At 41.0% G+C, this 20,970-nt stretch carries 15 protein-coding genes and 3 pseudogenes; 11 read left to right on the top strand and 7 right to left on the bottom strand.

Going from position 1 to position 20,970, the window contains the following annotated elements; translation table 11 throughout:
• Nucleotides 1-71: 71 nt before the first annotated feature.
• Nucleotides 72-3,176 (top strand): Eco57I restriction-modification methylase domain-containing protein, encoded by a 3,105-nt coding sequence (locus tag ACFO4L_RS06680; RefSeq protein WP_377908920.1) that lies wholly within the window; start codon nucleotides 72-74, stop codon nucleotides 3,174-3,176.
• 14 nt (nucleotides 3,177-3,190) lie between these two features.
• Nucleotides 3,191-5,107, top strand: a complete 1,917-nt coding sequence (locus tag ACFO4L_RS06685; RefSeq protein ID WP_377908921.1) for an HsdM family class I SAM-dependent methyltransferase — start codon at nucleotides 3,191-3,193, stop codon at nucleotides 5,105-5,107.
• 265 nt (nucleotides 5,108-5,372) lie between these two features.
• On the opposite strand, the pseudogene ACFO4L_RS06690 reads toward ACFO4L_RS06685, so the two are convergent.
• The 3 genes and pseudogenes from ACFO4L_RS06690 to ACFO4L_RS06700 all read right to left on the bottom strand — a co-directional run.
• Nucleotides 5,373-5,627: pseudogene (locus ACFO4L_RS06690) on the bottom strand (ATP-binding protein); the annotation flags it as partial.
• A 59-nt stretch (nucleotides 5,628-5,686) separates the two neighbouring features.
• Nucleotides 5,687-6,433, bottom strand: coding sequence for an IS21-like element helper ATPase IstB (gene istB / locus ACFO4L_RS06695; protein ID WP_377908922.1), 747 nt, complete (start codon nucleotides 6,431-6,433; stop codon nucleotides 5,687-5,689).
• Between the two features lies 1 nt (nucleotide 6,434).
• Nucleotides 6,435-7,502 carry an IS21 family transposase gene (locus tag ACFO4L_RS06700; RefSeq protein WP_377908923.1) on the bottom strand — a complete coding sequence of 356 codons (1,068 nt, stop codon included), beginning with the start codon at nucleotides 7,500-7,502 and terminating at the stop codon, nucleotides 6,435-6,437.
• A 149-nt stretch (nucleotides 7,503-7,651) separates the two neighbouring features.
• On the opposite strand from ACFO4L_RS06700, the gene istA (ACFO4L_RS06705) reads away from it, so the two are divergent.
• Nucleotides 7,652-9,208 carry an IS21 family transposase gene (istA, locus tag ACFO4L_RS06705; RefSeq protein ID WP_377908924.1) on the top strand — a complete coding sequence of 519 codons (1,557 nt, stop codon included), beginning with the start codon at nucleotides 7,652-7,654 and terminating at the stop codon, nucleotides 9,206-9,208.
• The gene (gene istB / locus ACFO4L_RS06710; protein WP_377908925.1) at nucleotides 9,201-9,950 is read left to right on the top strand and encodes an IS21-like element helper ATPase IstB; all 750 of its coding nucleotides are present in this window, start codon (nucleotides 9,201-9,203) and stop codon (nucleotides 9,948-9,950) included. Before istA (ACFO4L_RS06705) ends, istB (ACFO4L_RS06710) begins: the two co-directional genes overlap by 8 nt.
• Nucleotides 9,951-10,115: 165 nt before the next feature.
• On the opposite strand, the gene ACFO4L_RS06715 is transcribed toward istB (ACFO4L_RS06710), so the two are convergent.
• Nucleotides 10,116-10,634: a helix-turn-helix domain-containing protein gene (locus ACFO4L_RS06715; protein ID WP_377908926.1), complete on the bottom strand. Its 519-nt coding sequence runs from the start codon at nucleotides 10,632-10,634 to the stop codon at nucleotides 10,116-10,118.
• Between the two features lie 124 nt (nucleotides 10,635-10,758).
• Nucleotides 10,759-11,058: pseudogene (locus ACFO4L_RS06720) on the bottom strand (ATP-binding protein); the annotation flags it as partial.
• A 168-nt stretch (nucleotides 11,059-11,226) separates the two neighbouring features.
• Between ACFO4L_RS06720 and istA (ACFO4L_RS06725) the strand changes: the two are divergent.
• Together istA (ACFO4L_RS06725) and istB (ACFO4L_RS06730) are read left to right on the top strand one after the other, a co-directional pair.
• Nucleotides 11,227-12,771 carry an IS21 family transposase gene (gene istA / locus ACFO4L_RS06725; protein WP_377908927.1) on the top strand — a complete coding sequence of 515 codons (1,545 nt, stop codon included), beginning with the start codon at nucleotides 11,227-11,229 and terminating at the stop codon, nucleotides 12,769-12,771.
• A complete protein-coding gene (istB, locus tag ACFO4L_RS06730; RefSeq protein WP_377908928.1) occupies nucleotides 12,768-13,529 on the top strand; it encodes an IS21-like element helper ATPase IstB in 762 nt (253 codons plus the stop codon). Before istA (ACFO4L_RS06725) ends, istB (ACFO4L_RS06730) begins: the two co-directional genes overlap by 4 nt.
• 171 nt (nucleotides 13,530-13,700) lie before the next feature.
• On the opposite strand, the pseudogene ACFO4L_RS06735 reads toward istB (ACFO4L_RS06730), so the two are convergent.
• A pseudogene (locus ACFO4L_RS06735) lies at nucleotides 13,701-13,928 on the bottom strand (ATP-binding protein); the annotation flags it as partial.
• Nucleotides 13,925-15,460, bottom strand: a complete 1,536-nt coding sequence (gene istA, locus ACFO4L_RS06740) for an IS21 family transposase (RefSeq protein ID WP_377908930.1) — start codon at nucleotides 15,458-15,460, stop codon at nucleotides 13,925-13,927. The pseudogene ACFO4L_RS06735 and the gene istA (ACFO4L_RS06740), both read right to left, overlap by 4 nt.
• Nucleotides 15,461-15,655: 195 nt before the next feature.
• Between istA (ACFO4L_RS06740) and ACFO4L_RS06745 the strand changes: the two genes are divergently transcribed.
• The 5 genes from ACFO4L_RS06745 to ACFO4L_RS06765 all read left to right on the top strand — a co-directional run bounded on the left by ACFO4L_RS06745 (nucleotide 15,656) and on the right by ACFO4L_RS06765 (nucleotide 20,945).
• Nucleotides 15,656-17,269 carry an SIR2 family protein gene (locus ACFO4L_RS06745; protein ID WP_377908931.1) on the top strand — a complete coding sequence of 538 codons (1,614 nt, stop codon included), beginning with the start codon at nucleotides 15,656-15,658 and terminating at the stop codon, nucleotides 17,267-17,269.
• Nucleotides 17,270-17,799: 530 nt separating this feature from the next.
• A complete protein-coding gene (locus ACFO4L_RS06750) occupies nucleotides 17,800-18,318 on the top strand; it encodes a HipA domain-containing protein (protein ID WP_377908932.1) in 519 nt (172 codons plus the stop codon).
• A complete protein-coding gene (locus ACFO4L_RS06755) occupies nucleotides 18,319-19,080 on the top strand; it encodes an HIRAN domain-containing protein (RefSeq protein ID WP_377908933.1) in 762 nt (253 codons plus the stop codon).
• 177 nt (nucleotides 19,081-19,257) lie between these two features.
• Entirely contained in the window at nucleotides 19,258-19,944 is a 687-nt protein-coding gene (locus ACFO4L_RS06760) for a response regulator transcription factor (protein ID WP_377908934.1), read from the top strand.
• Nucleotides 19,941-20,945 (top strand): sensor histidine kinase, encoded by a 1,005-nt coding sequence (locus ACFO4L_RS06765; protein WP_377908935.1) that lies wholly within the window; start codon nucleotides 19,941-19,943, stop codon nucleotides 20,943-20,945. The genes ACFO4L_RS06760 and ACFO4L_RS06765 overlap by 4 nt, the downstream gene beginning before the upstream one ends.
• Nucleotides 20,946-20,970: the final 25 nt, after the last annotated feature.

Here is a 20,970-nt window from a genome sequence, read left to right on the forward strand (position 1 = left end):
AATTTAACTTCTATATATTTCCTCTATGGTACAATTAACCTACAAGAGATTGTGTCATAGGGGGATTTTTTATGAAGTTAGAAGCAAAAGAATTACTAAGGGTATTTATTGAAGAATATGAAACTCATAAAGATTCATTAAAAGGCGCTTCAGAGCAAACTATGAGAACATGGATTGATAGATTTTTATCTATTTTTGATTGGAACTGCCAAGATATCAATCAGGTACAACAAGAAAAAATGGTTTCCAGAGAAGAAAGAGAAAGACTAAAACAAATTGGCTCTACACATTCTAAACCGGATTATACCTTAAAAAACGGAAGAGTTAGGGTCAATTTTTTGGATGCTAAAGACCTTCAAGATAACTTAAAAGAGAGTCGGGAGATTGCGTTTCAGGCTAGGTCTTATGGGTGGTCTGCTGGAATGGAATGTTCACTAGTAACTAACATTGAAGAATTAGTTTTTTACGGATGCTCAAAAGAACCACGACCAGATGATTTTGTAGATGCTGAAAGGTTATATTTTAAGTTTGATGAGTATCTCGAAAATTTCGATGTTATTTTTGATTTGTTAGCAAGACATAACGTACTAAATGGTACACAATCTATTGTTCTTAGTGAAAAACTTTCACTAAGAAAAGTTGACAAGAAAGATTTAGACCAGTCTTTCGCTCAATTATTATCAGATTTTAGACTTACTTTAGCTAGGGATTTATATAAAAATAACCAGGAATTTATGAAAGGTAGTACAGATAAATTAAACTCAACAGTACAAAGTATCACAAATAAAATACTTTTTATTAGGATTTGTGAAGGAAGGTCTCTTGAAGAAGAGGGGCTACTATTGAGTTTTTTAGAAAAAGATTTCTGGAGTAATTTTATCCAAAAAGCAATAAAAGATTATGAAACAGATTATGATGGTCCAATATTTAGTGACGTAGAAGAATTGGAAATGTTGAATTTTGAGAATGAAACATTTAAGAAATTTATTCAAAATATGTACGAACCATCACCTTACAAGTTTGATGTAATTCCCGTAGAGTTAATTGCAGAAATGTATGAAAGATTCCTAAGCGTAGAGCTTGCGTTAGAGGGTAACGAAGTTATTGAAAAAGATAAAGAGTTTTATGTAAAGCAACAAGGCGCTATTAGTAGTCCGAAATATATGGTTGACTACCTTCTTAACCAAACATTTGAAGGGTTAAAGGATATCAAGAATTTAGATGAATTATTTAAATTGAAGATATTGGAACCTGCATGCGGGAGTGGAACTTTCTTACTTGGAATTCTAGAGAATTTAGAAAAGAAAGCAATAGAGCTTTATAATCAAGGTTCAATTAATTCTAAGCAAGAAAATCTATTCATCACTTTAGAAGGAAATGTTTTCCCAACAGTTGAATTGCGAAGGTCATTAATTAATAACTGCATCTATGCAATTGATATGGATTACCCCGCTGTACAAGTTGCAAAAATGTCTTTAGCACTAAAGTTAATCGAAAATTTTTCATTGCCTAATTACAATAATGAGTTTGGACTTAATAAGGAGTTGCTTCTAAAAAATATTGGTCAAAATATTTATCATGGCAACACCTTGGTAGGCTTTGATATTCTGGAAAAATTCGAGGAAATTGAAGAGGATATTGAAGTTTTAGGAAAGATAGTTCCTTTTGATATTAAAGATGAAATTGTGGATGTATATGGGGAAGCAAAAGGTGAATTAAAGGGGTTTGATTTTGTAGTTGGTAACCCACCTTATGTGGAGACTAAAAGATATATAGATGGTTTACCTTACTGTAGAGAGTACTTTAAAATTACTTATGACCTAGATGATGAGAAAGCTGATATGTCTATCTATTTTATAGAGAAGTGCTTAAACCTTTTAAATCATAAAGGAAAGTTAGGATTCCTATGCCAGAGAAGATTCTTTAAAACTCATTATGGTGAAAAAACCAGAAAATACTTGTCAAAAAACACAGCTATCGAAAGTATCGTTGAGTTCGAAGCAATTGATATTTTTAAAGACAGAACTACTTATATTGCTATGATGATAATAAATAAGCTAAAAGCTGAAAAGGAAGATTTTGGTTATTTAAGAATCGTTGAAGATGCCTTATTATTAAAGCATAGGTTAAAAGACATTAGAAATAGTGATTTTCTTAAAAAGGACATTAGTGTTTTAAGTCAAAGTACTTGGAATTTTACTGATAACGATGATTTACAAAACTTAATCGCATCCTTATCCAATAAATTTACATCTCTAGAAGCATTAAAGCAGCAGGGAATATGTGACATACATGGAGGTATCCAAGTTTTAAGAAATGACGTCTATTATATTAATGAAGCAAAAATAGATGAAAAAGAAGGAACTGTATCAGGCGTAAATCGCAGAAAAGATAAAGGGGCGATTAAGGAAGTTAAAGTAGAATTAGAAGCTTGTCGACCAATAATTGCGAACAAGAACTTCTATAAGTTTAAATCTATAACGCCTACTTATTACGCAATTGTACCTTATACGTTAGAAGATACAGAACCTATTGATTTCCAAGAGTTAAATACGAAATATCCAATGGGTGCCGAGTATTTATCAACCCAGGAGTCCTATGTCAGAGAAAAAAACAAAGAGGTTTATGAAGGCGATAACTGGCATCTCTTTTCAAGAACAACAAACTTGCACCTTTTTACCGGAAGGAAAATATTGTTCCCGATGACGGCGAAAGAAATTATTGCTGCCTATACGGATGTGCCTGTTTATCCTGATAATGCTAATATGTGGGGATTAAAATTTGCTGAGGAAGATAAGGAATTTCATTTAGCTCTTACTTCGTTGCTGAATTCAAAATTGTTTAGTGTTATTGCCATTTTTTACTCAAACCCACAGGCAAATGGTTACAGAAAGATGAACAAACAATTTGTTCTCCCGGTTCCGATTCCATATGATAAAATAAAGAAGGATAGTAAAGTAAGAAAAAAACTAGAGAAATTTGCAATTGACATTAATAAATTGCAGATAGATTTACGAGAAACTTATATGGATGGAAAGAAAAGAGCAATTCAAAAGGTACTGCAAAAGAATATCGATAATCTTAATTCATATGTTTATGAACTATATGAATTAAGTGAATTTGAAAAACTTACTATAGAGGAAAGCTATAATGCTTATATGACAATTAAAGACTAAGGATTGATATAGAAATGGACATTAGAAAATTTGTTAAGCATATTAATGGTTTTAGTCAAGAAGTTCCAATTATTGAAAAGCTTATTTTAAGATACTATATAGACTTTAATATGATTGAGAACTTAGAAAACAGTGAGACTTTAAAGTCTTACTGTTTTCTCGTTACAGAAGAAGAATACAATGAATTCAAAAAAAGGGTTGATTTGTATTTTGAGAAAAATAGGATTGCAGATTTTAATTTAGATATGCTTGTAAATACTTTTGAGTTATTAATTCCTAAGGACGAAAGAAAAGCTAATGGGATGGTCTTTACTCCTGAAGAAATTAAGTCATTTATAGTAAATAAAATAATGAATGTAAACAAAAATCAAATTAACGGATTAAGAATATGTGACCCCGCTTGTGGTTCATCCTCATTTCTTATAACAGTAGCTCAATATCTAAATAACAAATACAATATTCCGTATCAATATATCATTGAAAAAATGATATATGGGGTAGATATTTACTCTCATAATATCGAAAAATCTAAATTGTTATTACATTTAACAGCGTTAGAAGATGGAGAAGTTTTAGATGAAAAAGTTAACTTTAACCTTATTGTTGGTGATTCCTTAAGTTTGGATTATGCAGAAACCTTTAAGGAAATTTTCAATGACCAAAATCAAGGATTTGATTTAATAGTTGGAAATCCCCCCTATATACGAGCAAAGAATATAAGTCCCGAGATTAAAAATTCTTTAGATAGATGGGAAGTCTCAAAAGTAGGAAATCCAGACCTTTATATTGCCTTTTTTCAATTAGGATTAGAAATTTTAAATGAGAAAGGGACTCTAGGTTACATTTCTGTTAGCACGTTCTTGACAAGTGTAAATGGTAGAAATCTTAGAGGTTACTTATCGGACAAAAAGTATAAAATTGAAACCATCAATTTTAAAGATGCTCAGATGTTTAAAGGTGTGACTAGTTATACATGTATTAATATAATTAATAAAAGTATCCTGGAAGATAAAATTTTATATTCATCACTAGATAATTTATCTGATTATGATGTGAATGGTTTAAATGCTATTCCTTTTTCAACCTTGGACAATAGCAAAGGATGGAGCCTGGGGGATTTAACCACACTTAACAAAATTAATAAAATGAGAAGATTTTCTAAAAAGCTGGGCGATTATGGGCTGAAAAATGGAGTTGCTACATTAGCTAATGATATCTATATAGTTACAGCTAATGAATTTGATGATAAATATATGTACTTTCACAGTAAAGATGGACAGAAATTTAAGGTTGAAAAAGAACTTTGTAGGAGAATTGTTAAACCGAATATCCTAAAGTCACAAGATGACTTGACTTCTAAAATGGAATATTTAATTTTTCCATATAAGCTAGGTTCAGATGGAAAGTTCATAGTAATTGAGGAAGAAGTTTTAAAGGAAGAATACACAAGTACCTATCAGTATTTTCTTCATTACAAGGATAAATTACTTGAAAGAGATAAAGGAAAAGCGATATATAAATATCCTGCATGGTATGCTCTTGGTAGAACACAGGGGCTTAATAATACAGGTAAGAAGTTGCTACTACCTTATATGACAGACAAGCCCGTGGCAATTTTAAGTTTAGAAGAAGATATTTTATTTTACTGTGGGTATGCACTGTTTTCAGATAACACTGAAGAACTTGCTTTACTAAAGAAAGTTCTTTACTCTAAAGTTTTCTGGTACTACGTAGTTAATACAAGTAAGCCGTATGCAAATGGTTATATGTCTTTTGCAAAAAATTACCTTAAAGAGTTTAGTTTGCCTCCTTTCACGGATGAACAAGTTGAAGTAATACTCAATGAAGAAAATCAAACTGTTATTGATGAGTTATTGCAGGAATTATATGAAGTAGAATTCGAAGAACAACTTTCATTGTTACCTCAATGAAATGCAGCTCTTAGTACTAGAAAAAACTGTATTGACTCGAAGTTATAAATATATATTATAGGTGAGACTTTAAAGAGGATGCAAATATGCTTAATTAAGTATATTTGTATCCTCTTTTATTTTAATTAATTAAAGGAGAGATGATAAATGAAAAAGTTATCTGCAAAGAGGGTCAACATTGTATCAGTGAAATTAGTTAGAGAGTTGTAACCGTCAAGTAGAAGAGAGCACTTTTTCACAAATAAGATAGATCAAGATTCCCCAATTAAGACAGACCACCCCTTTCGGAAAAAATCGTTTTTCGGTATTTCATGCGGATGCTGTCTGTTTCGTCGCCAAAGGTGATGATTTCGCTCCGATGGAGCAGGCGATCTAAAATAGCTGTCGTCAACGTGGGATCGCCGAGGAACTTCCCCCATTCATTCGGCCCTTTGTTTGACGTTAAGATAAAGGCAGCTTTATCGTATAGATCGTAGATGAATTGGAAAAACAAATGGGCTTCGTGCGCTTCATACGTCATGTTGTAACCGTCAAGTAGAAATGAACAACTATTGCTCGATAAGAATGAACACTTTTTGCTTAAAACAATGTTTCTCGATGTTTCATTCGATGACTGTCCCCGTGTAAATGAATGACTTCCGATCGGTGAAGCAGCCGGTCTAGAATGGCTGTGGTAATCCCCTGGTCTCCAAGCAATTCCCCCCACGCTTCTGGTCCTTTATTGGAGGTGAGGATGATTGAACTTCGTTCATATAAATGGTTGATTAAATGAAAAAAGAGGTTGGCCTCCTGCTCATTCATCGCCATATACATGATGTCGTCGATAATCACCAGATCGGCTTGACGAATCCGCTTCATTTGTACCTGGGCTTTTTTTACATACTCTTCCGTCTTGAGCATGGGAACCAGTTCTCCCATCGATACAAACGATACGCGGTGCCCCTGTTGAATCGCTTCAAGTCCAAGCCCGATAGCCAGGTGGGTTTTCCCAACACCGGGAGGCCCAAGAAAAATCAGGTTGTATAATTGATCCAGCCACGTAAGCTCCTGCATCTGCCGAAGCTGCCGGTCGCTTAAGGAAGGTTGGTCGGTGAGGTCAAAGGCTGAGAGACTGGCTTGATAAGGGAACTTTGCCCACTTCAAATGCTTATCGATCATTTTCGCTTCCCTTCGGGATTCCTCATAGGTCAAGAGCGCATGAAGCAGTTCCTGGTAGGTCCAAGAGGACGCTTCCGCCTGCCGAAGTAATTGGGGGAGTTCGCTCGACGTTTCCACCAGACGCAGGTGTTGAAGCTGTGATTGTAATTGTTCCACGGACGTCCCCATGTTAGACACGCCTCCCTAAAATATGCAGATACTCGTCGAGTTCCCGAACGGCTGCTTTTTCCTGACGAGCCTGTGCTGAAGCTTCTTCCAACGGAAGAAGCTCCTGCTTTTCTTTACTTGGAAGCGGTGAACAGCCGTTTTGACGGGAAAGGTGATGTGCCATATCCCGAAACGCATTGGCACTCCATAAGTTCTCCTGCATACAACGCCTCAGTGCTTCCTCCGCTACTTCTTCGTAACGCTGGATGCTCTCCCACAGAACGTGCAGCTGATCGCGTATATACCTCGGATACCGCGTTGACAATTCCATCAAGAAAAGCGAAATGTCTTCTTCTTTCGAAAAGTTCTGCCGAATGGTCTGCTTGTAAGCTGGGATACCAAGGGACCGGTCACGAGCGTGATGAGGATTTTTAATCAGCTCGCCTTTACCATCTGTGATCGTATGTATAGCGAGAAGTTCTCCATTTAGTTCTTGGCGGATCTGAAGCTGGTCTTGTTCGATCGTTATAAACACGACATTCGTGCCTCCCGGCTGATACGTCCCCAGTGGGACGGAATAGCGATTTGATCGATACTTGATAATATTGTCCTTATGCACCGTTCTTGTTATACTGGATTCATGTTGCTCCTCAAAACAGAGGAGACGGGAGATCTTTTGTAAGTGTGGCTTTTCCAGGGCAAACACTTCGGAAGGTCTCTTTTTTATGGTGTGGTGGACTTGGTAATTCCCTTTTCGATCCAACCATCGAAAGCACTGGTCATTCCAGTCTGACAATTGATGAAAAAGGCGGTGCTTGGCAAAGTTGTGTTTCAGAAATTTCACCACGTTCTCTACTTTCCCTTTCGATTCCGGGTCTGCCTTGCGGCACAGGTAGATGCGAAACCGACGCTGCTCTTTGTAAGCCTGAAAGGCTTCGGTCAGAATCAAATCTCCACTGTTCTCACTAACGGTCATCAATTTGTCTTGATCATAGACGATCTCTTCAGGCATTCCGCCATAGAAAGCAAAGGCATTTTCATGAGTCCGGAGCACTTCCTGAGTCGTAAACGGACGATTGATTACAGCCACTAAAATGGGCCACTCTTGCCATCTTTTTTACCACAGAGTGCCAAATAATGTACCATTGAATGACACGTTATGCACCACTCGATAAGATACCTTATATAATTGATGGGCACACCTACGGGTGTGACATTTCTTATAGGAGGTATTTTTTTATGCTTCAATATGCCAGGATTTTGAGGTTAAAGGAGGAAGGTTTCAGTCTCAGAAGTATTGCTTCAAGTACGGGAAATTCCCGGCAGAAAGTAACTGAGATCATCGAACGGGCGGAGAAGAAAGGTCTGAAGGGGCCGTTGGAGGAAGAGATGACCGACAAATGGATTGAGGAATTCTTATTCCCCGAGAAATCGCTAGAAGCTTCTGGCAGACAGCCACTAAACTTTGATCATATTCACGAGGAACTCGCCAAGCCGAATGTGACCTTATCGCTACTCCACCACGAATATGAGACGGAATGCCGCATGAACAAAAAAATCCCGTATTCCTATCGTAGTTTTGTCCGCCATTACAGTAGCTATGCGAATAAGCATAAGGCTACATTAAGGATCTGCCGAAAACCTGGAGAAATCATGGAAGTAGATTGGGCAGGCTCCACTGCTTTCATTATTGACCGAGACACCGGGCAGAAAGTGAAGGCATATATCTTTGTGGCGACGTTGCCATGTAGCCAATTGTCCTATGCGGAAGCCACGTTATCCATGAATTTGTCTTCTTGGATTACTGCTCATAATCATGCCTATGCTTATTTCGGCGGAAGTACGCAGATCGTTATTCCAGACAATTTGAAAGCCAGCGTCACGAAACACACGATCCGAGAACTTGTCTTAAATCCTACATACTGGGAGATGGCTGATCATTACCAAACCGTCGTCATACCCGCAAGGGTAGGCGCTCCAAAAGATAAGCCAAGTGTCGAGGGTTCGGTAGGTGTTATTTCGACTTGGATCATCGCAGCGCTTCGAAACACACAATGTTTCAGTATCGGGGAGTTAAATGAAGAGGTCAGAAAAAAGTTGGATGAGTTCAACCGACGATCTTTCACACGAAAGCAAGGGAGCCGGCTCTCGGCATTTGAAGAAGAGGAGAAATTTGCGCTTTCCCCTCTGCCCACGGCATCCTACAAAATGTCTGAATGGAAGTCGGCTAAAGTGCGGCCGGATTATCATATCTCTGTTGAGAGTATGTTTTATTCCGTTCCCTACGAGTATATCAATCGACAAGTCGACGTGCGACTCACCGAAAATCTCGTCGAGATTTACTTTAACCATATGCGTATCGCTTCTCATAAACGATTATATGGCAAGTTTGGGCAATTAGCTACAACGCATGATCACATGCCTGACAACCACAAGCTCTATGTCGAGCAGACATCAGAAAATGCGAAGGATTGGGCCGAAAGCATTGGTGAGAATACGGTGAAAGTAGTTCAGTACCTATTGGCGAATACTCAGCCTGAAAAGTTAGCCTTACAGTCGATTTTTTCGTTGAAGAAAACAGAGCGACGTTACTCCAAGTATGAAATTGAACGGGCCTGTAAGATGATTATTTCCATGACTGCAAGACCTTCGGTCAAAAGCATACAGACACTGTTGGCAACTAATAAGAAAAGCGATGCCGAACAGGAGCTGAAAAGAAAGACGGAAAGGACTACCAATAATTATGGCTTCACTCGCGGAGCAGCCTATTACGGAGGGACAGACAAGAATGAATGAGCAGACGATGACCAAGTTGAATGAAATGAAATTGGATGGCATGGCGCAGGCCTATGAGGAACAGATCGCCAAGCGAGATTTTCAACAGATGGATTTTGATGAGCGCTTTTCGTTGCTTGTCGATTTAGAGTATTCACGCCGGAAAAGTAACAAACTCCAAAGATTGATGAAAGCAGCTTCCTTTTTAGATGCCACCGCCTGTATTGAAGACATCGAGTATCATGCCGATCGTCGCTTGAACAAAGAGCAAATACTGAAGCTGGCGAGTGGTACCTATCTCTTGGATGGCCATAACATCATCTTAAAGGGTCCGACAGGATCCGGAAAAACCTACCTGGCGACGGCCTTCGGAATATCAGCTTGCCGGCAGTCTTTCAAGGTAAAATACATCCGGTTACCCGAACTGCTGGACGAACTAACGCTAGCGAAACTGGCAGCTGATGGCAGTTACCGGAAGCTTATCAAAAAATACACGAAGGTAGATTTACTCATCTTGGATGAGTGGTTATTGACGGATCTTTCAACTGATGAGGCAGCTATTTTACTCGAAATCTCTGAATCCCGTCATAAAACAGTTTCGACGATTTACTGTTCTCAAATCGATCCGAGTGGATGGCATTTGAAGCTGGGAAACGAAACGATCGCGGAAGCAATTCTAGACAGAATTATCCATGACTCCTACCAAATAATGATCGATGGTGATGTCTCCATGCGCGAGCGTCATGGTTTAGGTCAGAGATAGGAACTCCGTTCCTACGGCACAAAAAGAAAGCCTTGCAGACTTATAGCTCCTAGTCTGTAGGGCTTATCAGGTTGCCTTGGTAAAAAAGTATGGCAAGTAGTGGTAAAGGAACTGGCACGGTGTGGTAAATAAGATGGCAGACATGGTAAAAATTCATGGCCGTAATCAACGATCGAGCCACTCGGCATATTTCATGCGGGAGTGTGACAAGACAAAGGCGATGACGTACACTTTTTTCTGCCGCTTCTCGGTTGTTTTCACCGTGATTTCTCCAAAATCTACCTGCAGTTGTTTACCAGGAGGTAATTCTGGAATGGCTTCGTATACGCGTTTGGTGATGGTTTTTGGCAAATGATAGTGTTCCCGCAGTTCTTTTACATAGCTTCTCACCGTACTGTCGCCAATACTTTTCACCTGGAAGCGTTCTGCTAACCAATCCGAAATCTGCGAGGCCGAAAGGTCCGGATGCTCCTGTAGCCAGTCCAACATATGGGTACGGTACGGATCGAGCTTACGCTGCCTCGTTTGTAGTTCTTCCACCCACTCTACTACCTCTGAAAAATCTTTTTCCAAATACCGATAAACAGTTGTTCGAGACAGGTCGCACTTCTTGGCAATAGCCGATATGCCAAAACCTTGTTTTTTTAACTGATGGACTTCCATATACATTTCTACTTTTCCCACTTTCCAAATCCCTCCGTGACATCTCAATGCTTGCTTCATGAGTGTACCGGAACGACTACCTTTTTTGGTGAAAAGTGTTCAAACTTATCAAGCAGAAACTGTCTACTTTAGATTAGCAGTTACACATGTACATGACGTCATCAATAATGATCAGATCCGATCCAATGATTCGCTTATAGCGGGTGTTGGATTTTTTGATATGCTCTCTCGTTTTCAAGATATACATAAGGTGCGCCATGGACACAAACGAAACTTGGAAGCCTTGTTGCACAGCATGAACGCCTAATGCGACGGACAGGTGCGTTTTACCTGCACCTGTTGGCCCCATTAAAATTAACGTGAAATCGTCTTCGACCCAATGCAATTCTTTCAACACATGAAATTCCTTTTCTCCTAAAGCATTTTGTTCCTTAAGATCATAGCTGAATATTGCAGATGAATAAAGCCACTAGTGCGGAAAAAGAGACCACGATATGCGGAGGAAAAAGCCAAGAATTGCGGGGAATAGAACCATTCGAATCGAAAACCTACTCGGTATAATAAAGAAGCATATCTGTGGATATGACGATTTATGATACAGGGAGGTTTTTTTGTGATTCGATGTCGGAGGATTTTAGAACTGGCTTCTGAAGGTGTAAGCCAGCGCACCATCAGTGCAAGTACGGGACACGCACGGAATACCGTGTCTTTAGTGATTCGCCGCGCTCAGGAACGAGGTGTCGAGGGATTGGATGCGACCATGACCGATGCCTGGCTGAGTGCTTTTTTATTTCCTGAAAAACAGGCGGTTGAAAAGGGATATCATCCGGTGGATTGGGAAAAGGTGCATCGAGAGCTTCAGAAGAAACATGTCACCTTAACGCTACTCCATCAGGAGTATGCGCAACTAGCGCGCAACGGACAGAAAATCCCTTATGCGTACCGTACCTTTGCCGAAAAATACGGCCAATATGCGAAAAAGTATAAAACGACGATGCCTATTCGACGAAAGCCAGCGGAAATTATGGAGGTCGATTGGGCAGGTACGACGCTTGCGATCACTGATCGTGTGACAGGAGAACAACTACCCGTTTATGTCTTTATCGCCACATTGCCCTACAGTCAATACAGCTATGCCGAAGGATTTCTGGATATGACATCTCCAAACTGGCTAAAAGCGCATGTGCATGCCTGTGCTTTTTTTCAGGGAGTCACCGAAACGGTTGTACCCGATAACTTGAAAACCGGCGTGACCAAACCCCTTCGGGGAGAACCTGTGTTACAGGAAGCCTACCGGGAATGGGCCGATCATTACCGCACGGCCATCGTACCGAGCCGTGTTCGAAAGCCAAAAGATAAAGCAAGCGTCGAAGCCGCCGTTGGATTTATCTCTCGTCAAGCGATCGCTGCTTTGCGTGCCCATCCGTTCTTTCATTTACACGACCTCAACGAGCATTTACAGGAAAAAGTCGAGGAATTAAATTCGGCTTTGTTTCAAAAGCGTCCAGGTTCTCGAAAAGGAGTCTTTGAAGAAGAGGAGAAGCCTCACCTTCGCCCCCTTCCCATGACACCATATAAGCGGACAGACTGGCGAACGGCCAAAGTACAGGCGAATTATCACGTGCAAGTGGATCGCATGTACTATTCTGTGCCATATGAATATGTCCGTGAACAGATCGATGTTCGACTAACTCCGGACCTCCTTGAATTTTACTTGAATGATGTACGCATTGCATCCCATAAACGGTTAATCGGTGACATTGGACAGTACGCGACGTTATCCGACCATATGCCGGACCATCATCGCTTATATGTCGACCATCATCCGGATCTGCATCGACAATGGTCGGAGACGATTGGCCCTCATATGACCAAGCTTGTAACGTGTATCTTAGACCAACATCCAGAGAAAAAAGCATTGACGATGCTTAGCGCCTTGCGCCAGGAAGCCTCAAAAGAATCGATAGTCGTGCAAGAAGAAGTCGCTGCTCTGTTAGAACAGATATCGACACGACCTACGGTGACGGTATTTAAAACGTTATTGGATCGAAAGCGAAAGCAGCGTAACGCAACGCCTTCACGACGGTCATCAACGAAAGTAAATGAACATGGATTTGTACGTGGGGCAGCCTATTTTGGAAAGGATCGTGGAAAATGAGAGCCGAAACTGCACGCAAACTAGCAGAAATGAAATTGACTGGTATGGCATCCTTGTACGACGAACAGCGAGGGAATTCCGATTATCATCAGTTGGACTTTGACGATCGTTTTCAACTACTCGTTGATTATGAATACGATCGACGCCGATCGGCTAAATTAGAACGGTTGATGAAGCAGGCAACTTTTCAGGATCCAAGTGCAGCGATGGAAGACATTGAATACCATCCGGATCGCCAATTAAACAAAGAGCTCCTGTTGGAGCTTGGAACAGGTCGCTATCTGCATCACCATCACAATATTATTTTGATGGGGGCATCCGGGAACGGGAAAACATGGCTCGCAAATGCATTGGGTGTTCAAGCCTGTCGCCAGTTTCATAAGGTGAAATACATTCGTCTACCAGAATTATTGGATGAACTAGCCGCCGCCAAGTTTTTAGCAGATGGCAGCTTTCGCAAGCTTATTCAAAAATATCGAAAAGTAGATTTACTCATTATTGATGAGTGGCTATTGACCACACTTCATGAAGATCATGTTCTTCATGTACTTGAAATAGTGGAATCCCGCTTAAAGAAAGCTTCTACTATTTTCTGTTCCCAATATGCCCCGGAAGGGTGGCATGCCAAACTCGGAGATGCTCAAATTGCGGATGCGATCTTGGATCGAATCATTCACGATTCGTATCATATTTTAGTAGATGGGACCGTGTCGATGCGGGAACGACATGGGTTAGCTGGAGGATTAGCACAAAAATGATCGTTTAAAGAAGGAAGAAAGAACGTCGCCAGGCAAAAGAAGCCATCTATCAGGTAACGTTATACCGATCTCCTGACAGATGGCTTCATTATCCGCAATAGGTGGTTTTCTTTCCCGCAATTAATGGCTCGAAACTCCGCACTTCTGGCTTTATAGTAATGCAATATTCACATAGCCGTCCAGCGTCTTCACTTCCGGGAAATCCGCCCATTTCATCAAGCGCTCGACCGCCTTCTGTTCCCGGCATTGCAATTCATAGGAAAGAAGTTCATGCGTGAACTCGTGATAGGTCCACCCTTTTGCTTCTGCCTTACGTAGAAGGGTGGGTAACTCTTTTGCCGTCTCTGCCAACCGTAAGGTTCGGCATTGTTGTTGTAAGGAATCAAAAGGATGGCTCATGATTTTCGACCTCCACTCAAGACGCTTAGATAGGTCGCACTGGAGCGTTCGGGTGCTGCCAGATCGATGTACTTTTGATTCAATGGCATGTCAGAAGCAAGAGGTTTTTGGCTTTGCAGTTCTAGGGAGTAAACAATATCACGAAAATCATTACCGCTGATTAATTGCAGCTTCTGCACCTCTTTCAACGCGCCATCGGCACTTGTTGGATGGTGTCGGATAGCTTTTTGAATCACTTTCAGCTGATCAACCAAATGCCGTGGATACTTTTCCGAAAGGGCTTCGATAAACCATTGGATGCCCGTTTTATCTGAAAAAGCTTCGGTCAGCTGGTGAACCAAGAGGCTCCGTGTTGATTCTTTCTTCTCCCGGTGTAGTGGATCGGAAATGACCAAGCCTTTTTCCAGTGAGAGTGCGTGCTGAGCCAAGATCGGTCCCGTAGGTTTCAGTCGTATTACGAGCGTCTGGTCGTCTGTTACTTGAAGATAGGCTTTATTCGCTGATGTTTCTTGGTACGTTCCTGACGGAACGCTGTAACGATTCTGCAGGTAGCGAACGACATTGTCCTTCTGAATGTTTCTTGTTATAGTGATAGGGAGGGCTTCCTCAAACAAGTAACTTGTTGAGACGTTCCGCAAGTGTTGCTTTTCCAGGGCGTGCACTTCGGAAGGTCTCTTTTTTATGTTGTGGTGAACCTTGTGATTACCGGTGCGATCTAACCAAGCCAGACAGGCGTCATTCCAGTTATCCAATGTCTCGAATAGTCGATGTTTGCTGAAGTTGTGTTTCACAAACTTCACGACCTGCTCCACTTTCCCTTTTGATTCCGGGTCGTTTTTTCGGCACAAGTATATCTGAAAGCCTCGAGCTGCTTGATACTTGGTGAACGCTGCGGTCAATATGAGATCTCCCGCATTCTCACTTACGGCAAGTAAAGCATCTTGGTCGTACACCATCTCCACGGGCATCCCCTCGTAATAAACAAAGGCATTTTCATGACATCTCACAACGTCCGATGTTCGGAAAGGCCGATCCAGCCACTCAACATATTTGTATCGGGAATGGGACAAGATGAAGGCAATAAAGTAGAGGTGTTTCCTTCCGTCTGCCTTTGTTTCGACGACCGTTTGGCCAAAATCCACCTGGGCCTGCTGGCCCGGGAAGCTTTCTGGAATTGATGCATACTCCCGCTGCCTCACCGTTTTTGGAATGTGGTATATCTCCCGTAACTCCTTGACGTAATTTCGTACCGTATTCTCTGCCGTCTCGTTGAACTGCATTCGTTCTTCCAGCCAGTCATAGACTTGAGCTCCGGTTAGATCTGGATGTTCCTGCAGCCACTTGAGAATCTCATCCCGGAAGGGATCCAACTTTTTGGAACGTGTACGCAAAGAAACAAGGAAATCTTCGAACTCCTCCGGCTCCATGCCTATGTACTCCTTCACCGTATTTCTCGACATCTTCAGTTTCTTAGCAATGGCATTAATAGAAAAACCTAGATCTTGCAGCTTACGAACTTCTGCATATTTCATGAATCTGCTCACTCCAATCTCCTCACCTTCAATAAACTAGGGCAGCCTATTGAAAGTGTCATATTTGTATGGAAATTGGTCAATCTTATTTGTGAAATGTTGCTCTCCCTTAATTGTAATAAATTGCTCTCTCTAGTTTAGCGTTTACACATACCTACAGGATGGGGTGTTCTAAAAGAGTTATGCAGAAGAATCATGCTATTAGATGGTACGGAACAACAAGATGAAATTAAGTGGTATGAAGAGAAATTTGGTAAAGTTCCTTTGTATGATGAGGTAATAGGCATGATAGCAAAGACCTCTTCAGAACGTAATGGACTTTTAAAAGAATTCTTTGAACCTACTGAAGTTGATTTAGAAGAAAATAGAAAGCTACCAACAGAAGCACATCGGTCAATAGCAGAACTAGTTAAACAAGGTTACATAAAAGTTGTTGTTACAACGAACTTTGACCGATTACTCGAGCAAGCATTGGATGAATTAAACGTACAGTATCAAACGGTTTATCATGAATCAGATATTGAAGGTATGAAGCCTCTTGCACACGCTGATTGTACAGTATTAAAAATTCATGGTGATTACAGAGATACTAGGTTTAAGAATATTACAGATGAATTAGAAAATTATTCAGAGCCTTTATCAGCTATTCTTAATAGGATATTTGATGGGTACGGTTTAATAGTATCAGGGTGGTCAGCGGAGTGGGATACGGCATTAAGAGATACTATAAGGAGTGTCAAAGGTAGAAGGTATTCCTGGTACTGGCATTCTTTTTCGAATGAAATTAATGAGAAGGCAAAAGAATTAGTTAGTTTTAGAGATGCCAATGTTATTGTTGACCAAGAAGGAGCGGACCACTTTTTTAAGAATTTAAAAGAAAACGTTGAGAACATTGCTAAAGTCAAGCAAACTAATCCAGAAAACTTACTTGTAAAGGTAAATCGATTAAAGAAGTATCTCTCTAATAATAAAGATATTGAATTAACAGACTTGATAACAGAAGAAACAAAAAAAGTTATTAATATAGTAAAAAATATGGACGCTAATCAAAACGTAGACGATGAAATAGTAAAACAGTGGGTCAAAGAAATAGAGGAAGTTATAACACCTATCTCAGTTTTAATGTCAATAATAACCTACTATAAAGGGTCACAGTATGAACAACTTATCATCGAAACATTAGAGAGACTAACAAATTTATCTGAACATAATGGTAGAACTACGTTACTCAAATTAAAAGAAATACCTGTTCAAGCTGTTTTCTATAGTGTTGGTATTGCTTTAGTGAAAAATAGAGATTTTAGATTACTTAATAATGTACTTGTTAAACCACAAGTGAGAGATAGGATATATAGCACTTATGATTTCACTTGGTATATGTCACCAAGGAGAGGTTTACATGATGCTGTGCGAGCTCTAGAAAGTGGACAAAGGTATCACTTACCATTTGAAGTTACTTTTATGCAACCATTTATGGAAAGGCTTTTTATAGAAAATCAGCTATGTTTAGATAGGGATGAAATCATTTCTCTTTATGATATCTTTGAGTTTCTAAGGGCAACAAAACACAGATATTTAGGAAATGATAACTATTTTAGTGGATGTTTTGGTTATAGACATGATAGAAGATATCTAGAAAAGTTCTTATCAGAAGGAGCAGTTCAAGAAAATTGGGATGTCTTACAACTTTTTGATAATAATAAGGAAAAGTTTTTTGAGGCATTAAAGTTGTTAACCGAAGATTTAAATAGACAAATCTACTTTAGTGGTAATGGTCTTTTAACTTCTTATGTAGGAGAAGAAAACTAAAAGTCCCTAAAAAGTGGAAACCTCATTTGGATACACCACGGTGAACCGTATCATAAGTAAATCGGCTTTCTCAAGGTAAAGTTATACTCCAAAATACAAAAAAACCTGTGATATGCTGTGAGTAATAAATCTACGTAAGATCGCATTTCGTTGAATGGAGATAAATAAATGAGAGATGTTAGCACTTGGTTAGTTACAGGGTATGGAGAGAATAGTACGTTGGAAAAGTTAGATCTCCTTTCACCAGACCATGAAGATTATGTCATTAAATTCCCGCGAGATTTTGATGGAGATAGAACAAATTGGTAAGACGTAAATGTAGTAATTGCAGCGAAGGTTGCCTCTCTTTTAGGGATACGTTCAGTTGAGGCAGAGGTAGCTTATCGAGATGGAAGAAGAGCATGTTTAATGAGAAATTTCAGATCTCAATTAAATGCGGAGATGGGCGAAACGGCAGCCTCTTTGTTTCACAGAGAATTGGGAGATAAGTATACTCATTTACAGAATACTACTGAAAAAATGAGACATTGATGAAACAATTTTTTGAGCTGTTTGAATTGTTCTCATTAAGCAATGTGTTAAAAGAAGAATTTATTTGGATGAATCTATTTGATATTTTGATCGGGAATCAGGATCGGCACGGCCACAACTGGCAGATCCTTCATATTGAAGGAAGAAGAGTATTTGCTCCGCTATATGATAATGGAGCTTCCTTAGGGTGGCAGCTCTCAGAAGTAGAAGTAGAGTCATTAATAGCTGATGAAGTGAGAATGAATACATTTTTTAAAAAGACCCAGGTTAAAATGGGAATGGATAATAAAGAAACGCCCCGTATAAAAGCGAAGCAAGTTTTAGTTTATATTTGTGCGCATTATAAAAAAGAAGCTAATACTTTTTTTGAGCGATTGTCCCAATTTGATATGGAAGAGTATCGACGCTTTTTAGAAGGGTTTCCTTTAATTACTCCAGAAAGAAAACAATTTTTACACAAGCTAATCGAATTTCGCAAGGCGAAAATGGAAGAGATCTACAGAAAGGAGGGGGTTTAAGTGAAAAAGGTTAAATCATTGCTAGTAGTGTGGAAAAACTCAGTGAACAACTTATATTATCATGTTGGCACGTTGACCTATAATGGAGAAAACTACTCGTTCCAGTATACTCATTTTAGTGATTCCCCTAGGACAGTAAAAGAAGCTCAGAAGGAAGGCTATCAACTTCATCCTGCCTTCCCAGAGTTGAAAAAGAAGTATGAATCTCCCGATCTGTTTCCAGCTTTTGATCGTCGTATTCCGGATAAATCCAGGGTAGGTTTTCAACATATACTAAACGAACTTCAGCTTTCCAGTTATGCCGATCGAATGGATATATTAAGAGAAACACGTGGAGCTTTAGCTGGTGATCCTTATACGTTTGAAGAGCCACTCCGTTTAGAGGACAATAAGATAAACAGTCGATTTTATATTAACGGAATGCGTCATCAGGATCTGCCTAAAACGCTTTTTGAAAACCTTACTATTGGTGAAACCTTAGCCGTGGAAATCGCGGAGGATAATCCAGTAGATAAATATGCAGTGAATATCTTTACCTCTCAAGGACTTTTATTGGGCTTTGTACCAGGTATTTACGCTCAAGCTATTTATTCACTATTGAAACAAGGAAAAGAAATTGACCTTCGTATCAAAGCATTAAAGCCAAATTACGCTCCACAATGGTGGGTTCAAGTCCAATTAGAGACGTTTCTGGATCTTAGTAAAGATGATAGAGAGCAAAAGAAAATTTTCGAGAGCTTTCTTTTTCGGGATACGGCCTGACTTAGTTAACTGTTCGAATCAAATATGTTGCTCATCATTGAAACTAATAAAAGGGGATGCCCGGTCAATTATATAATTGACCGGGCATCCCCTTTTCACGTCTTTGCACGCATTTACTTTTCTTTCCTGCAATTGTATAGTATGTGTGTTTACGTTAACGGAAGATGGGGTGAGGTTGTGCGCATTTTGCTGGTGGAGGATGATCGGACGATTGCGTCGGGGCTGGAGTATTCGCTGCAGCAGGATCAGTTTGAGACGGTGCTCTGTGTGGATGCGGCGTCGGCGAAGCGGGTGATTCGCGAGGAGCTTGAGACGATTGATTTGTGCTTGTTTGATTTGTCGCTTCCGGATGGGAGCGGCTATGAGCTGTGTACGCTCGTAAAGGAAGCGGCGGATGTACCGGTGATTTTCCTGACGGCGGTAGACGATGAGGTGAACGTGGTCATGGGGCTGGATATGGGCGCGGACGACTATGTGACGAAGCCGTTTCGGGTGCGGGAGCTTATTTCCCGCATTCGCATGGTGCTGCGGCGTTACCAGAAGCAGCCGCAGGCCCAGCAGGTGATGCAGCTGCAGCACGTAACGATTCACACGCTCGAAGGCAAGGTGTATAAGCACGGCGAGGAGGTCGTCATCACGGCGCTCGAGTACCGGCTGCTGCTCATTTTTGCGAATCACGTCGGCCAGGTGCTGACGCGCGCGCAGCTGCTGGAGCGGATTTGGGACGTCGCGGGGGACTTTGTCAACGACAATACGCTCACTGTCTATATCAAGCGGCTCCGGGACAAGCTGGAGGACGATCCGCACAAGCCAATGCTTATTCAAACGGTACGCGGGCTCGGCTATAAGGTGGGCGGCGGATGATACGAAACCGGGAAGTTCGCTTGCTGCTGCTCGTCATGGGCTCGATCAGCCTGCTTGCTGTCGTCTTTGCTTTTCTGCTGCCTGCCGGGGCGGCACCGTTCATCGTGCTCGCACTCGCGCTGCTGCTGATCAGTGCCGTGCTCGTCTTTACATACTGGCGCTATCAGAAGCTGGAGACACTCTCGGGCTACGTGCGGAGAATCAGCGCCGGCGACATATCGCTTGATGTGCGGGACAACGAGGAAGGTGAATTAAGCATTTTAAAAAATGAAATCTACAAAGTAACGTCGATGCTTGCAGAGGAGCGCTCGGGGCTGAAGCAGGATAAAACGGCGTTGATGGATGCCATTTCAGATATCTCCCACCAGCTGAAAACGCCGGTCACGTCGATGGTCATTATGGCGGATCTGCTCAGTGGACCGAATCTGACAGAAGAGAAGCGGCGCGAATTCACGAGAAATATCTCCGTTCAGCTCGAGCGGATTGAATGGCTCGTGTCCTCCCTGTTAAAGCTCTCTAAAATCGACGCCGGATCAATTCAGTTTAAGCAGGAGCCCGTAAGCCTGCAGGAGCTCATCGCTACATCACTTGAGCCGCTTGCCATTCCCATGGAGATCAAAGAGCAGGAGCTCAACGTGAGCGGAGAGGAGTCGGCAAGCTTTTCAGGAGACTTGAACTGGACGTCGGAGGCGCTGATTAACATCCTGAAAAACTGCGTAGAACACACGCCGTCAGGAGGCGTTATCACCATCAAGGCGGCCGAAAACCCGCTCTATTCGGAGATTGTCATTCAGGATACCGGCTCCGGCATTCCGAAAGAGGATCTGCCGTACATTTTTCAGCGCTTTTACAAAGGACGGCAGGCGAGTGAGGACAGCGTCGGGATCGGACTTGCACTCGCGCACAAAATCATCACGAGCCAGCAGGGAAGCATCGATGTCCGCAGCGAGCCAGGTGAGGGAACGATCTTTCGGATCGCCTTTTATAAACGCGTCGTGTAACGCCGAACCGGTATGTGACGATTTT

The sequence above is a fragment of the Bacillus daqingensis genome (assembly GCF_042654445.1).
Classification (GTDB): domain Bacteria; phylum Bacillota; class Bacilli; order Bacillales; family Salisediminibacteriaceae; genus Alkalicoccus; species Alkalicoccus luteus.

Bases quoted from the DNA above. Each gene is read 5' to 3' on its own strand.
- istA (WP_377908924.1), top strand. From the start codon at position 7,652: ATGCTTCAATATGCCAGGATTTTGAGGTTAAAGGAGGAAGGTTTCAGT.
- ACFO4L_RS06680 (WP_377908920.1), top strand. From the start codon at position 72: ATGAAGTTAGAAGCAAAAGAATTACTAAGGGTATTTATTGAAGAATAT.
- istB (WP_377908922.1), bottom strand. From the start codon at position 6,433: ATGGGGACGTCCGTGGAACAATTACAATCACAGCTTCAACACCTGCGT.
- istB (WP_377908925.1), top strand. From the start codon at position 9,201: ATGAATGAGCAGACGATGACCAAGTTGAATGAAATGAAATTGGATGGC.
- ACFO4L_RS06745 (WP_377908931.1), top strand. From the start codon at position 15,656: ATGCTATTAGATGGTACGGAACAACAAGATGAAATTAAGTGGTATGAA.
- ACFO4L_RS06750 (WP_377908932.1), top strand. From the start codon at position 17,800: ATGAAACAATTTTTTGAGCTGTTTGAATTGTTCTCATTAAGCAATGTG.
- istA (WP_377908930.1), bottom strand. From the start codon at position 15,460: ATGAAATATGCAGAAGTTCGTAAGCTGCAAGATCTAGGTTTTTCTATT.
- istB (WP_377908928.1), top strand. From the start codon at position 12,768: ATGAGAGCCGAAACTGCACGCAAACTAGCAGAAATGAAATTGACTGGT.
- ACFO4L_RS06765 (WP_377908935.1), top strand. From the start codon at position 19,941: ATGATACGAAACCGGGAAGTTCGCTTGCTGCTGCTCGTCATGGGCTCG.
- ACFO4L_RS06685 (WP_377908921.1), top strand. From the start codon at position 3,191: ATGGACATTAGAAAATTTGTTAAGCATATTAATGGTTTTAGTCAAGAA.